Source organism: Acinetobacter ihumii (assembly GCF_900625095.1).
GTDB lineage: Bacteria > Pseudomonadota > Gammaproteobacteria > Pseudomonadales > Moraxellaceae > Acinetobacter > Acinetobacter ihumii.
Window position 1 is genome coordinate 2,059,979 of the sequence record NZ_LR130760.1, and the last position, 15,447, is coordinate 2,075,425.

At 43.2% G+C, this 15,447-nt stretch carries 10 protein-coding genes; 1 reads left to right on the forward strand and 9 read right to left on the reverse strand.

Features of this window, described 5'->3' with window-relative positions:
• Positions 1-64 precede the first annotated feature (64 nt).
• The 9 genes from gltB to E0D95_RS09760 all read right to left on the reverse strand — a co-directional run bounded on the left by gltB (position 65) and on the right by E0D95_RS09760 (position 12,688).
• Complete coding sequence (gene gltB / locus E0D95_RS09720; RefSeq protein WP_130803665.1) at positions 65-4,546, reverse strand: glutamate synthase large subunit; 4,482 nt, start codon at positions 4,544-4,546, stop codon at positions 65-67.
• Between the two features lie 445 nt (positions 4,547-4,991).
• A complete protein-coding gene (locus tag E0D95_RS09725) occupies positions 4,992-5,846 on the reverse strand; it encodes a hypothetical protein (protein WP_130803666.1) in 855 nt (284 codons plus the stop codon).
• Between the two features lie 18 nt (positions 5,847-5,864).
• Entirely contained in the window at positions 5,865-6,947 is a 1,083-nt protein-coding gene (gene aroB / locus E0D95_RS09730; protein ID WP_130803667.1) for a 3-dehydroquinate synthase, read from the reverse strand.
• 39 nt (positions 6,948-6,986) lie between these two features.
• Positions 6,987-7,523, reverse strand: coding sequence for a shikimate kinase AroK (aroK, locus tag E0D95_RS15850; RefSeq protein ID WP_130803668.1), 537 nt, complete (start codon positions 7,521-7,523; stop codon positions 6,987-6,989).
• 36 nt (positions 7,524-7,559) lie between these two features.
• The gene (gene pilQ, locus E0D95_RS09740; protein ID WP_165443262.1) at positions 7,560-9,695 is read right to left on the reverse strand and encodes a type IV pilus secretin PilQ; all 2,136 of its coding nucleotides are present in this window, start codon (positions 9,693-9,695) and stop codon (positions 7,560-7,562) included.
• Positions 9,696-9,757: 62 nt separating this feature from the next.
• Positions 9,758-10,282, reverse strand: coding sequence for a pilus assembly protein PilP (locus E0D95_RS09745; protein ID WP_130803670.1), 525 nt, complete (start codon positions 10,280-10,282; stop codon positions 9,758-9,760).
• Positions 10,282-10,995: a type IV pilus inner membrane component PilO gene (locus E0D95_RS09750; protein ID WP_130803671.1), complete on the reverse strand. Its 714-nt coding sequence runs from the start codon at positions 10,993-10,995 to the stop codon at positions 10,282-10,284. The genes E0D95_RS09745 and E0D95_RS09750 overlap by 1 nt, the downstream gene beginning before the upstream one ends.
• Positions 10,992-11,630 carry a PilN domain-containing protein gene (locus E0D95_RS09755; protein WP_130803672.1) on the reverse strand — a complete coding sequence of 213 codons (639 nt, stop codon included), beginning with the start codon at positions 11,628-11,630 and terminating at the stop codon, positions 10,992-10,994. The genes E0D95_RS09750 and E0D95_RS09755 overlap by 4 nt, the downstream gene beginning before the upstream one ends.
• Positions 11,630-12,688: a pilus assembly protein PilM gene (locus E0D95_RS09760; protein WP_130803673.1), complete on the reverse strand. Its 1,059-nt coding sequence runs from the start codon at positions 12,686-12,688 to the stop codon at positions 11,630-11,632. The genes E0D95_RS09755 and E0D95_RS09760 overlap by 1 nt, the downstream gene beginning before the upstream one ends.
• A gap of 163 nt (positions 12,689-12,851) precedes the next feature.
• Here E0D95_RS09760 and ponA point away from each other — a divergent pair, with 163 nt between their 5' ends.
• Positions 12,852-15,407, forward strand: a complete 2,556-nt coding sequence (gene ponA / locus E0D95_RS09765) for a penicillin-binding protein PBP1a (protein ID WP_130803674.1) — start codon at positions 12,852-12,854, stop codon at positions 15,405-15,407.
• Positions 15,408-15,447: the final 40 nt, after the last annotated feature.

Genomic DNA, 15,447 nt, shown 5'->3' on the forward strand with positions numbered 1-15,447 from the left:
TCTCCGTGGGTAGGTGCAGAGTTCGCTGTTACCTGCACCTGCCTATGTATATGCAGTAGTGGAATTATTGAGGATCAGCTTGAGTTGCTTTCAAAAGCGTGAGCAAATTAGCAGCTTTTGGTTTTACAAGCCAGAACTTCCGACTGTAAAAATCGAACTCATTGCGGATCTTATACGCCCAAGCACTACCTGTTTCTTTAATGTGTTCATCCAGAATACGAAGCAGGAATTGTTGATGCTCTTCCATCGACTCAGTCGAGATACGAGTCAGGTCAATCAACTCATGGTTGTAATAATCGACAAAGTCATTATCCAGATCGAGTACATAAGCAAAACCACCTGTCATACCCGCACCGAAGTTATGACCGACTTTACCGAGCACAGTCACAATCCCGCCTGTCATATATTCACAACAGTGGTCGCCTGCACCTTCAATCACGGCAAACGCGCCAGAGTTACGTACTGCAAAACGCTCACCCGCCGTACCTGCTGCAAATAACTTACCGCCTGTTGCACCGTACATACAGGTATTACCAATAATCGCAGTATGTTGGGTCTGGAATGGTGAACCTTTTGGTGGGAAGATCGACACTCGACCGCCTGCCATACCTTTACCAACGTAATCGTTGGCATCACCTTCAAGTTTGATATGCAAACCACCCGCATTCCATACACCCAGTGACTGACCTGCTGTACCTTTTAAGTTCATAATGACTGGATGTGATTCCATGTCCAGATTGCCATAACGACGCGCAATCTCACCAGAAACACGTGCGCCAATTGAACGATCACAGTTACCAACTTCAAAATTAAACTCACCACCTGTACCCGCTTCAATGGCAGGAAGCATTTCTTCTACCATACGTTCAGCCAGCAAGCCTTTATCAAATGGCTCATTACCCTGAACTTCACAGTATTGTGCCTTGCCTTGTGCCGCAGGATGTGACTGCAACAATGGTGTTAAATCAAGATGTGCATGTTTATCAGTTTCACCCGGCAATACTTCAAGTAAATCCACACGACCAATCAAGTCTTTCAGGGAAGCAACACCTAATGCAGCCAACCACTCACGGGTTTCTTCAGCAATGAAATGGAAGAAATTGATGAGCATTTCAGGCTCACCGATATAATGATCCTGACGCAGCTTATCTTGCTGAGTTGCAACACCGGTCGCACAGTTGTTTAAGTGGCAAATACGCAGGTATTTACAACCTAATGCGATCATTGGGGTTGAACCGAAACCAAAGCTTTCTGCACCCAAAATCGCCGCTTTTACCACATCCAGACCGGTTTTTAAACCGCCATCCGTTTGTACACGAACTTTACCACGTAAGTCATTGACACGCAGAGCTTGATGCGCTTCAGATAAACCAAGCTCCCATGGAGAACCTGCATGATGAATCGATGAAAGTGGAGAAGCTGCTGTACCGCCGTCATAACCTGAAATGGTAATGAAGTCAGCATAAGCTTTAGCAACACCAGCAGCAATGGTACCAACACCCGGTTCAGACACCAGTTTTACTGACACCATTGCTTGAGGATTGACTTGTTTTAAGTCAAAAATCAATTGTGATAAATCTTCAATCGAATAAATATCATGATGCGGTGGTGGTGAAATCAGGGTCACGCCCGGAACTGAGTAACGTAAACGTGCGATTAAGCTATTAACTTTACCACCCGGTAGCTGACCACCTTCACCCGGTTTTGCACCTTGCGCGACTTTAATCTGTAAGACTTCCGCAGAAGTCAAATACGCTGGGGTTACGCCAAAACGACCCGATGCGATTTGCTTGATTTTTGAGTTACGAATCGTACCGTAACGTGCAGGATCTTCACCACCTTCACCAGAGTTTGAACGACCACCAATGGTGTTCATGGCAATGGCAATGGCTTCATGTGCTTCTGGTGACAATGCACCTAAAGACATACCCGCAGAGTCAAAACGCGGCAGAATAGCTTCAATCGACTCGACCTGCTCCACTGGAATTGAATCCGTGGTTTTTAACTTAAATAAGTCACGAATGGTCGCGATCGGACGGCTATTGACCAGTTCAGCATATTCTTTGAAGTCAGCGTAGTTACCTGAACGCACTGCCTTATGTAAAGCATTGATCACATCCGGGTTAAAGGCATGATATTCCTTACCGAATACAAATTTAAGCAAACCACCCTGATCAATTGGCTTACGTGCTTTCCACGCGAGATCTGCCAATTGTTTTTGATCATTTTCAAGGTCAGCAAATGTTGCACCCTGAATACGGCTTGGTACACCAATAAAGCATTTTGAAACCACTTCACTTGACAAACCAACCGCTTCAAACAATTGACCGCCACGGTATGATGCAACGGTTGAAATTCCCATTTTAGAAAGAACTTTCAACAAGCCTTTATCAATCCCTTTACGGAAATTTGCTTGAGCATAGACAGGATCACCCAGCAACTCACCTTTGGCGATTAAATCATTAATGACATCATAAGCCAGATATGGATAAATTGCAGAAGCACCGAAACCAAGCAAGACCGCAAATTGATGGGCATCACGTGCCACACCTGTTTCCACAATAATATTGGCGTCGGTACGTAGTCCCACCTGAATCAAATGATGGTGAACTGCACCCGTTGCCAATGCCGCATTGACTGGTAAATAGCCCTGACGAATATTTTTATCCGACAAAATAAGCAAAGTAAGACCATCACGAACCGCTTGCGCAGATTGCTCACAAATACGATGGATGGCCGCCTGTAAACCTTCTTCTTCAGGATAATTCAAATCAATTTCTGCAAGCTCATAACCTTTACGGTTGAGTGTGCGCAATTGATGCATTTTTGAATTAGACAAAACTGGGCTGGATACAATCAAACGATCCGCATGTTCAGGTCCTTGTTCAAAGACGTTTTGTTCGCGACCCAAACAGGTTTCAAGGGACATCACAATTGATTCACGAAGTGGATCAATCGGTGGATTGGTCACTTGTGCAAACTGTTGACGGAAATAATCTGAAACATGACGAACCTGACGAGATAAAACCGCCATAGGTGTATCATCACCCATTGAACCGACAGCTTCTTGGCCACTTTCTGCAATTGGACGCAACATTTGGTCACGCTCTTCAAACGTCACCATAAACATTTTTTGAGCTGCTTTTAATGCATCGCCAACCAGACCTTGCTCGGCCATTTTTTCTTCAAGCTCAGGATCTGCTTTTAGGCGTAGCGAATGTTCGCGTAACCATTCACGGTATGGACGCATTTTTTTCAGATGATTACTGACATCACTGGTATCTAGCAATTTACCCGTAAAGGTATCAATCACTAAAATTTGACCCGGCCCTACCCGTCCTTTAGAAACGACATCTTCAGGTGCATAGTCCCAGACCCCAATTTCAGAAGCCAGCGTAATGTAATCATTTTTTGTAATGACCCAACGTGCTGGTCGCAAACCGTTACGGTCCAGCATACAGATTGCATGACGACCATCCTGAATCACGAGACCCGCAGGACCATCCCATGCTTCCATGTGTTTCGAGTTAAACTCGTAGAATGCACGTAAATCAGCATCTAGCGTTTCTACGTTCTGCCAAGCAGGTGGAACCAGCATGCGCAATGCACGGAATAAATCCATACCACCGCCAACCAGAATTTCCAGCATGTTGTCCAGACTAGAAGAGTCCGAACCAGTACGGTTCACAATTGGATTAAGCTCAGTTAAGCCCGGCAATAACGGGTTTTCAAACTTAGGTGTACGTGCCATGGCCCAATTACGGTTGGCCGTAATCGTGTTAATTTCACCATTATGCGCCAGATAACGGAATGGCTGCGCCAAAGGCCAACGTGGCAAGGTGTTGGTCGAGAAACGCTGATGGAAAACCACGATGTGTGAAGTTAAACGCTCATCGGCAAGATCTGTATAAAAATCTGCAATGGCCGCAGGCATCATCAGACCTTTATAGCTGATGACATTTGAAGAAAGTGTCGTCACATAAAATGAGCTGTCACTGACTAACAACTGCTCAGCACGACGACGTGCCAAGAATAATTTACGGTTAAATTCAACTTCTGTGACACCCATTGGGCAGTTCACAATAATCTGTTCAAAAACAGGCAATGACTGGAGTGCAATTTCACCCAGTACATCATTATTGGTTGGCACAACACGCCAAGCCAAAACTTTTAAGCCTTCAGCTTCAATTTCTTTATTTAAAATATTTTTTGCATTTGCCGCCAGTGCAGGGTCGACATTTAAGAAGACCGTACCCACAGCAAAAATTTCGCTTAGCGTCACATCGCTCAGCTTTTTCGCTTCATCTCGGAAAAAAGCCTTGGGCATAGCCAATAATAGACCACATCCATCCCCCGTTTTGCCATCGGCGGCAATACCACCACGATGCGTCATGCAACTTAAACTGTGAATTGCGGTTTGAACAAGATGATGACTTGGTTGACCCTTCATTTGGGCAATCAAACCAAAACCGCAGTTATCTTTAAACTCATCTGGTTGATATAAACCTTGAGCGGGAGCTACAGTATGAGGCGATGGCAAGTGCATAGCGTACCCTTCTTTCAACATGGCCCTTTCGAGCATAAAACGATCAATTTACTTTGCGACGTTGTCGATGACTCACGTAAAGCTAAATGTTTTACAATCCATTTTTGCGTTACCCTCTGACTATACGCCGTTTGGCGTATTCAAGCAGTAACTTTCTTGGCAAAAACGTGTTGAGTTATTTCGCACTGTTTTAAGGCAGTTTAAAATGACGATTTCGCACACTAATTAAAAAAATAAGCTCCAAAATAGGGACAAAGTGATCAATTAGCGCATGGGTAATGCAAAAAAAATGCCAACATTTATTAAACCCAACTAAGTGATTTAATTTTAAAAAATAAATATTTTTATAATTTTGTACAAGGCTTAAACTAGTTCAAATTAAGACCCAAAATTGTGCAAAATACAATATGTAACATTATTTAAGCACCATAAAAGTGCATTTATTTTAATTAAATGGGTCGCTAATTTCTCGTTCAGTATTTCGGACAGGTTTGTTATCAGGATTGACGCTCGCGGACGGTTTCGGTGTAGATTCCACACTATTCACTTGTCGATGAATATCAATGACATTCCCGTGTTCATCACGCTGTGTAACTGTAGTAGAGGTCGTTGCAACAGTTTGATCGGGTGTGTTTACAGACGGTGTTGGCACAGACACAACAGGAATCGGAGCATTCCTTAAAACCACGCTATATAATTGACCTGTTCCAACGCCTTTAATTTCATCCATACCCAAATCATTCACTAACGGTACGTAGTTAGAAAATGTACTTGCTTGTGGATGTACTGAAGCAGGCAAATTCAAATTTAACTTGGCTAACTGACTTTTCGCTTGTGACTCATTGCTAAATACACCGTAACTTAAGACAAACTGTTCTTCCTGATTCTCACCACTTAAACGAAAATAAAGAAAATTTTGTCGATCTGTTTGACCTTTCAGATAGTTTTTTACAATATTTTCATCAGATGAACGAAATAGCTCAATCGTCCAATTGCGCTGATTTTCCTGAATAAACTTCGTTCCACGAAATTCAGCCTCATGATTACCTGTGGTAATCACGCGCATGGTTAAATCCAGTGGCTTAACCTCATCCGACAAAGTCCCAAGATTGGCAGTCGCTGTGACTTTTTGGGGCTGAATTTGAGTTTGGGTTTCTGCAATATCTTGCTTTTCAACCTGTTTCACTTGGTCCGAACTGGCCATTGCCCAAAAAATCAAGGCAAATAACAAACAGATCAAGCCACATACCAGCCAACCATAATGCTGAATATTTTGCCAAACAGAACGCGATACTGTCATTGCCACACCTAAGTCTCTCTATCCAGCCTGATTCGCCAAAATAGCCTGTTTCATTTGCTCAACATCAAATTCTTTGGTAATTACCGCCTGACCCAGTTGTTTGAGCAGTACCAAACGCAATTGACCATTCAGGACTTTTTTATCATGCGCCATGTACGACAAAAAGGCATCCAATGGAATTTTTGGACAGGATATCGGTAATTTCGCACGTTGAATGATATTTTTTGTACGCTGCACATCTTCAACAGAAATCCATCCCATGCGTTGTGACAAATCGGCGGCCATGACCATGCCTGTTGCAACTGCTTCACCATGTAGCCATTCACCATAGCCAAGATAAGATTCAATCGCGTGACCGAAGGTATGTCCCAGATTTAAAAGTGCACGTTCACCTTGCTCTTTTTCATCATTGGCCACGATTCGCGCCTTATGTGCACAAGAACGATAAACCGCCTGAGCCAATAAATTTTCATCTCCTGCCAGTAAACCGTCCATATGCTGTTCAAGCCAAGTCAGAAAATCAAGATCACCCAGCAAGGCATATTTAATCACCTCAGCAAGTCCTGCTGAAAGTTCACGTGGTGGTAAGCTTGCTAACTGAGCCATGTCTGCCATGACCACTTCAGGCTGCTTAAAAGCCCCAATCATATTTTTACCCAGTGGATGATTAATCCCGGTTTTACCGCCAACACTGGAATCGACTTGAGACAGTAATGTAGTCGGCACCTGTATAAAATAGACGCCGCGCTGGAAACAAGCAGAGGCAAAGCCAGCCATATCTCCAATAACGCCCCCACCGAGTGCCAACACCGTACAATCCCGATTAAAACCAGCTTCAAGCAGCGCATCGAAAATCAGATTTAAATGTTCAATATTTTTATATTTTTCACCATCGGGCAACACACAGGTCGCGACATTTTTACCCAATGCTTGCAAATGCTGCACATAATGAGATAAATACAGTTGTTCTAAGGTGGTATTGGTCACAATCATCACCTGCTGCCCTTTGATATAAGGTGCCAGCAAGGCTTCTACATCTAATTGACTACCAATAAAAATAGGATAACGACGATCACCGAGCTCTACATGAAGTGTTTGCATGAAACGTTTATGCCAATAAAAAAGAATTCATAGACTGTGTCATTCTTCTGTCAGAATCACACGTAAAATCTGCTGCGCCAAATCACGTGCAGCGCCCTGATTGGTCTCGACCACATAGTGTGCAACTTCACGATACAGTGGGTCGCGCATTTTCAGCAAATCAGCAAGACGTTGTTCTGGGTTTTCAACCTGTAATAATGGTCGATTTTTATCACGATAGGTACGCTGTAACTGTAATTCAACTGGCGTATATAAATAAATCACAATCCCTCTTTGTTTCAGGTACTGTCGATTTTCAGTTTGAGTAACCGCTCCACCGCCTGTTGCAACCACCAGTTGCGTGCGCGATGTTAAATCATTAATCACGGCTTTTTCACGCGCACGGAATCCCAGCTCTCCTTCTTTTTCAAAAATCCACGGGATACTTGCGCCAGTTTTACGCTCAATTTCATGATCACTATCGAGAAATTCACGCCCTAACAGTTCAGCTAGGTGCCTTCCTACTGTGGTTTTTCCTGCTCCCATTGGCCCTACCAAATAGATATTTGGTAGAGCTTTAAACTCTTTGCCTAGCAAGGAGTCACCTATTGTATTACTTGAATTAAACTTATATTACTGATTTCTGACCTGAGTGTCATTAACAATTCTTGGCGTGACAAAGATCAATAACTCTTGTTTATCATCCTTTTTGGAGTCTTTTCTAAACAAACGACCGACCCAAGGTAAATCTCCCAAAAATGGCACTTTGGTCTGTTGGTTGGTGGTGGTTTGCTCAAAAACTCCACCAAGAATCACCGTCTCGCCGTTATCGACCAGTACGTTGGTATTGATGGTATTTTTATTCAAAATCAACTCACCATTTGGCGCTTCACCGCCAATCGAATCTTTTGAAATATCCAATTGCATCTGAATTTTACCTTCAGGAGTAATACTTGGTGTCACTTCCAGACTCAATAAAGCTTCCTTGAATGAAGTGGTTGCCGTTGAACCGGCCGCTGAATTGGTGGTAGATTGATATGGAACTTCCTGACCAGTTGCCACTTTGGCGGTTTGTTTGTCTGCGGTCATGACTTTTGGCGTTGAAATCACTTCACCATAGCCATCGGCCTGTAATGCAGACAACTCTAAATCCAACATAAAGTCAGATAAACTAATCAAACCAAAGGCAATTTTACTCGCACCTGCGGAGGTCACTCCCAAGTCTACGTTTAGGTTGTCTGGACGTTCGATGGTATATTTACCATCATCATCAGGCTCGCGCAAATTCCATAAGGTGGTGTCACTTCCGCCCACCAATAAATCATTGTTTCGAGTAATCCCCTGAGAAAGAATTCCCCATTTCACGCCCATTTCTTTGGTAAATGAAGTGCTTGCTCTGACAATACGTGCTTCAACCATAACCTGCTTCACACGCACATCCAGCAAATCAATCATTTTACGGATCTGATCAATTTTCTGTGCCGTGTCATTCACAATTAAGGTATTGGTTCGCGGGTCAATCGACACTGTGCCTCTTGGACTCAGCAAACTACCAACACTATCACCAAGCGGTTCTGAACCACCTGAATTAGATGAGCCTGAACTTGAGCTATTCTTGCCTTGAGTCATCAATTTTTCAATATCCGCAGCTTTGGCATAACTAAGTTGAATATATTCGGTTTGCAGTGGAGCGAGCTTGACACTTTGTGCAATGGCTTTGGCTTCTTCTTCTTCCGCTTTGGTCAACTCAGTAACAGGTGCAATCCAGATCACATTACCATTGCGACGTTTATCCAGATTTTTGGTTTTTAGGATAATATCCAGTGCCTGATCCCACGGTACATCTTTCAAGCGTAAGGTAATATTGCCTTGCACTGAATCGGCAGTAACCATATTGATATCAGTAAAATCAGCCAATAACTGAAGTACACGGCGCACTTCGATATCCTGAAAGTCTAGCGAGATTTTCTTACCGCTATAATTTGGCGCAGAACGTGTCCGTAATTGATTGCGTTCTTCAGGACGTTTTAGGCTTAAGGTCAGTTTATTTTCCGCCTGATAAGCCATATATTCATAACTACCCGATGATTGCACCACAATCACCCCATTGCCACCTTCATTATAGGCATCGACACTGGAGACAGGCGTTGCAAAATCATTGACATTTAAACGTCTTGCCAAGTTAGCCGGAATTTTATTCCCCAACAAGCGCACCACAATTTTACTGCCTTGTTGTTGTACATCAACTGGGGTATTGCTTCCCAACAAGTCGATCACGACCTGACCTTCACCTTGTGAACCGCGTTGAAAGCCAATATTAGATACACCCTGTTGTGCCATTGCATTTGATGGCATGGCAATCGCAGCAGGCATCATGGCTTGTTGTGCACTATTAATTTTTAAGATAAACGTATTGCCTTCAACACGTGTGGTAAATGCACCAGCATCTTTTAGGTTCACAGTTAAGCGCGAACGTTGTGCATCGGAAACCACATTTACACTACTGGCTTCATTGGTCGCCACGGGGATATTGGCTTGCTTCAAGCTTTGTTGTGCTTTGTCAAAATCCAGAATTAGCCTAGATGGTTGCTCCATTTGATAGGCTTGTGGTTGCGGTGGCAAACCATTGAACATCACACGGATTTCAGTTCCCTGACCTGCGATATTCATGGGCACAATATTGGTAATATTGACCTGCGCACTCGCCACTTGCATGATTGCAAAGGCAACTGCCCCCATAGAAAATTGTCGAACTGTAGTATGACTCATTGATTCACCATCCCCAATCAGAATTTTTTTTAAAACCTTTGTCATTGTTATTCCTTTAATACTTAAGGCTCAGGACCAATCAGAACTAATGTACGTGGTCGTTCTACATAACCCTCACGACCATCTGGTACGATCTCCACCAAATCAATTTGTGTTGGACTGATATTGACAATACGCCCCTGATTCATGCCCATATAACTGCCTCTCTGGACTCTTTCAATTTGTCCATCAGGCGTTTGTATTAAACCCAGAATTTGTCCATTACTATTACGCATACTTCCTTTCATGTTTAAAGATTCAAGTGCGTAACTTTCCAGAGGCTGAGACTGTCGATTAAAGTTCGGATAAACACGTTTACCCGCCATAATCTTAAGTTCAGCAGCCAATGAACTAGGTAAAAATGGACTTTTCAATTGCATTGCTGAATAAGTAAAGGTCGGAACAGGTGCAAATACAGGTGCAGGTTCAATCGGCATTGGTGGCTGATTTCGGATCGCCGCCATTTGTTCATTCACGGCATCAATACGCGAATCACACCCCGCCAGACCCAGGCACACCAGACTCAATATGAGATAATGCTTTTTCATTATTTTGCCCCCTCTGCAACTGGGGCCGAAGCACCACCCGACTGCTCATCTGCACCGATATAACGATACGTCTTGGCCTTAACCGAATAACTGATTTCAGGAATATCCGCTTTTTCTTTGACTTGTTTTCCTTCAATCACAAAATCATGCAAAGTCACAATTCGCGGTAAAGCTGCAATTGCACTGGTGAAAGCACCAAAGGCATGATAATCGCCGGTCGCCTCAATTGAAATCGGCTGCTCAATAAAGAACTCTTGCTTGATTTCATTTTCTAGACGAATATTTTTAAACTTAAGACCTGAATTCACCCCTGTCATATTGATATCTTCAACCAGACTTGGAATTTCAGTTTCTTTGGGCAATTGAGCCAATTGCTGATTAAAATTCGCTTCCATTTCCTGCAATTGTTTTTGATATTGCTGCAAATTACGAAGTTTGGAGTCTTTTTCACGAAATTCGTTCAACAAATTTTGCTCTTGCGCCTGAGCTGTTGAGATATCGTCCAGCTTAGAACGAATCGCAAGAAAATAACCCAACAAACACACAGCAACAAAAGTAAAAATCCAGCAGGTAATTTTGACTGACAATGGCCAACTGCCATAGTTGTTCATATCCAGCGTATTAAATTGCTGTAAAAATTTATCCAGCGTCAGTTTATTTTTCTTCGGTGCAGCAACATCCGAATCTAATTCATTAAATTCATCACGACTCATTGTGCTGCCCCCGTGTTTGAATTGTTGTCAATTTTATTTTCTTGCGCAATCGGCTGACCAATTTCATCCAGATCGGCACTGACCACAAAACTACCGTAACTTTCCTCTACACGCGGTACCACAGAACTTGGCGCTTGATCTTTTTTGTCATCGGCTGCCAAAAATGAGTTCATAAACACGTTACGATACCAAGGCGAAGCTTCCAGATTTCGTAATAACTCTGCCACGGTATTTGGACTTTCAGCTTTACCTTCAATGGTAAATTTATCCCCTGTGCGGGTAAATTTGGTCAAATACATACTGCTCGGTGTCACGCGTACTAATTCATCAATCAAGCGAACACTAACCGGACGTTGTCCTTCTAGCCCCTGAATTAATTTCATGCGTTCCACAATTGCATTTCGGCGTTCTTGTAGACCATCCAGTGATTTAAGCTGTGTATCCAGATTTTGATTGGTACTGGTAATCAGTTGATTGGCCTGTTCCTGATCATTGAGTTTATGATCATAGAACAACCACGCCATGACTACGGCGACAACCCCAAGCATTGCAACAGCAGCAGAAAATAAAATAAATTGTTTTTTTCGTTGTTCTCTTAGCTCTTCGCGCCAAGGGAGTAAGTTAATCTTTACCATTAATCAAAACTCCTCAATGCCAAACCACATGCCACCATAAGAGATGAGGCATCATTTTCAATTTTTTTAATATCCACTTGTGGGGAGAAACCCATTTGTAAAAATGGATTGGCAGTGGTCACGCGATAGCCTAGTTTCTGTTGTAACAGTTTCGCTAAACCTGAAATATTGGCATTTCCTCCTGCCAACAAAATATGATCAATTTCATTAAATTGTGAGGAAGAAAAAAAGAATTGCAGCGAACGCGCGGCTTGTTGCACCAAGGCTTCTAAAAAGGGTTCGAGCACCTCAGTATCAAAATCATCTGGCAATGAACGTTCTTTTTTGGCACGTCCTGCTTCTTCAAAAGACAAGCCATAGCGGGTTTGTACATCCTGAGTCAGCTGTTTACCACCAAAGACCTGTTCACGGGTATAAATAATTTTGCCGTTTTGCATGACAGACAAGGTGGTCATGGTATGTCCGATATCCAAAATACCAACCGTTTTTACGCCCATCGGTAATGTATCGGCAAATACACCAAATGCCCGTTCCATGGCATAACTTTCAACATCTGCAATTTTCGGCGTTAAGCCAGCCAGCTCAAGCACTTCAACACGAGTTTCGACATTTTCTGTTCGAGTTGCAACCAACAGCACATTGACGCGTGCTGGATTTGCTAAACGATCTGGCAGGACTTCAAAATCCAGACTGACTTCATCCAGTGGAAAAGGAATATACTGCTCTGCATCCATACGAATCTGAACTTCACGTTCGTCATCCGTCATATCGGCATCCATTTCGATAATTTTATGGATGACCATGGATGTCGGAATGGCAATAGCGGCGTTGATCGACTGTGGATTGGCCAAATTAATGACGCGCTCCAGCGCCTCACCCACGGCTTCTGGGTTAAGAATATTCTTCTCAACCACACTATTTTCCTGCAAAGGTATCAAGGCATAGCTTTCCACCCAGTAGCGACCGTTTTTTACAGAGAGTTCTAATAACTTAACAGAAGTCGAACTAATATCGACCCCCACTAGCCCCTTATTTGGTTTACGATATAAACTGCGCACGATAGCATTATCCTATTATTTTTTTATCCCCAAACAAAACAACAAGCTGATCTCGGTCTATAATTTTATACGGATACAATAAGGCATCTAACAATCCGCATGTCTAAAGGATATACTGACCATCAATTCGTTTGCTATTAGCTCTTATTAAAACTTACTTGTTATGAAAAAGCTATCCAGTTCAGGTCATGTTCACCCCTTTTTTTTGCTGCTTATCATTATATTAGTCTCAGTTCCGATGGGTTTTTATGGCATGTATCTCTATATTGCGCCATCTCTGCCTGAAATGAGTTCTTTAAAAAAAGCACCTTTACTTAAACCATTACAAGTGTACACCGCAGATAATGAACTTATTTCAGAATATGGTGGCAAACTTTCGGTACCGGTCGAATACAAACAAATTCCGCCTACATTCATTCATGCCTTTCTGGCTGCGGAAGATTCTTCTTTTTTTGAGCATAGCGGCATTAGCTTTAAAGGACTCGGACGCGCCATTAGTGAAACCATTACCGATTCAGATGTACAGACTGGCGGTTCGACCATCACGATGCAGGTGGCTAAAAATTATTATTTAAGCCCTGAACGCACGCTAAAAAGAAAACTGACTGAAATTTTTCTGGCACGTAAAATTGAACAAAACCTCAGTAAAGAAGAGATTTTAACGTTATATGTCAATAAGATTTTTCTAGGTAAAAATGCCTACGGTATCGCTGCTGCTGCAAAAATCTACTATAACAAAACCCTCGACCAGCTCAGTATTGCCGAAATGGCGATGTTGGCTGGTTTACCTAAAGCCCCTTCCCGTTTTAACCCTGTTGCCAACCCTGAACGCGCTTTGGAGCGACGTAACTGGATTTTGGGTCGTATGCTACAATTAGGCTATATCACTCAAGCACAGTATCAAACTGCGGTAGCTGAACCAATTAAACTTAATATGCCTGATCGTGGGTTGACCAATCGCTTTCCTTATGTGGGTGAAATGGTACGTTCAGAACTGGTTGCCAAATTTGGTGAACAAGCCATCGATTCAGGCTATAAAGTTTATACTACCATTGACAGTAAACGTCAGGCTTATGCCGAACAGGCGGTACAGGATGGACTTGAAGCCTATGATCGTCGTCATGGCTGGCGTGGTGCTGAAGCACATGACAAGCCTTTAAATACCTTTATGGCTTATGCCAATACCTTTCCCGCGCAGGTAACCAAAGTCGGCAGTTCATCTTTTGAGGCATTAATGCAGGATGGCTCGACCATTACCGTGCCATGGTCTGGGATGTCATGGGCACGTCCATATCGTAATGCCAATAGTGTAGGTGCAGCACCTAGCCGCGCTTCTCAAATTGTGAAAGTCAAAGATATTGTACGTTTACGTCCAAACGCTGAAAAAACCTCTTGGGCATTGGTTCAAATTCCTCGCGTACAGGGTCAATTGGTTGCCTTGAACCCCAATGATGGCGCAATTGAAGCGATTGTGGGAGGCTATAATTTTTATCAATCTAAATTCAACCGAGCGTTACAGGGCTGGCGTCAACCGGGTTCAACCATTAAGCCATTTATTTATGCGCTAGCGTTAGAACGTGGAATGACGCCTTATACCATGGTGAACGATAGCCCAATTACAATTGGACGCTGGTCACCACGAAACTCAGATGGACGTTATTTGGGGATGATTCCTCTACGTCGTGCTTTATATTTGTCGCGTAATACTGTGTCCGTACGATTATTGCAAAGTGTCGGTGTAGAACGTGCCCGACAGTTACTCATGGATTTTGGTTTGCAGGACAGCCAGATTCCGCGCAACTTTACCATCGCACTGGGGACACCACAGGTCTTACCAGTTCAAATGGCGACAGGCTATGCAACTTTTGCCAATGGCGGTTATCGTGTACAGCCTTATTTTATCAGCCGTATTGAAGATGCCTATGGTAAAGTGATCTTTGAAGCAAAGCCTGACTATGCTTGCATTGCATGTATTGATCAAACTGAAACAATGCCTTCAGAGGAACAAAAAGCACAAACACCTGATGATGAAGTCATCGAAGTGAATAATCAGTCGCTTCAGCAAGATGAGACAACTCAGACCGCCCCACCCGTCAATCAAGGTGATTATCGTCAGGCACAACGCATCTTAAAGTCCAGCTCTGCTTATGACATGTCCAATATTCTGCGTGACGTAATTCAGCATGGTACAGGACGTGCAGCACTTAAGATTGGTCGCGATGATTTGGGTGGTAAAACTGGAACCACAAATGATGCCAAAGATGCCTGGTTTGCTGGTTTCAATAGTAAACTGGTTTCTGTGGCATGGGTGGGTTTCGACCGTCCTACGACTTTGGGTCGACGCGAATATGGTGGAATTGCAGCCCTTCCAATCTGGATCAATTTCATGGATAAATCCTTACAGGGTACGCCATCTGCTTGGGTACAACTGGATAAAAATGCCAAAGCACCATTATCACGTGAGCAACCAACGCTTCAGGAAAACAACCGAACTGGGGTAGATCGAGCGTCTCCACCGTTAGCCCGTCCGCTGTATGTGCCAGCACCTAAACCCGTTGAGACGCCAGATAATGATTTTGCAGATTTACCGGGCGAAGAGATTTTGCTTCCGTCTGAACAGACGCCACCACCGTTAAATCAGAATCCACAAAATCAACCAAAACGCGCTGAACCTGCAAAACGTGATGCACTTGAGGGATTAATCAATCAGGTCACCTAAATAAAGAATGCCTCGTATTTTAGAGCCATCTTTCGAGATG

Excerpts from the sequence above, each read along its gene's own strand:
- gltB (WP_130803665.1), bottom strand. The coding sequence starts at position 4,546 with ATGCACTTGCCATCGCCTCATACTGTAGCTCCCGCTCAAGGTTTATAT.
- E0D95_RS09725 (WP_130803666.1), bottom strand. The coding sequence starts at position 5,846 with ATGACAGTATCGCGTTCTGTTTGGCAAAATATTCAGCATTATGGTTGG.
- aroB (WP_130803667.1), bottom strand. The coding sequence starts at position 6,947 with ATGCAAACACTTCATGTAGAGCTCGGTGATCGTCGTTATCCTATTTTT.
- pilQ (WP_165443262.1), bottom strand. The coding sequence starts at position 9,695 with ATGAGTCATACTACAGTTCGACAATTTTCTATGGGGGCAGTTGCCTTT.
- E0D95_RS09745 (WP_130803670.1), bottom strand. The coding sequence starts at position 10,282 with ATGAAAAAGCATTATCTCATATTGAGTCTGGTGTGCCTGGGTCTGGCG.
- E0D95_RS09750 (WP_130803671.1), bottom strand. The coding sequence starts at position 10,995 with ATGAGTCGTGATGAATTTAATGAATTAGATTCGGATGTTGCTGCACCG.
- E0D95_RS09755 (WP_130803672.1), bottom strand. The coding sequence starts at position 11,630 with ATGGTAAAGATTAACTTACTCCCTTGGCGCGAAGAGCTAAGAGAACAA.
- ponA (WP_130803674.1), top strand. The coding sequence starts at position 12,852 with ATGAAAAAGCTATCCAGTTCAGGTCATGTTCACCCCTTTTTTTTGCTG.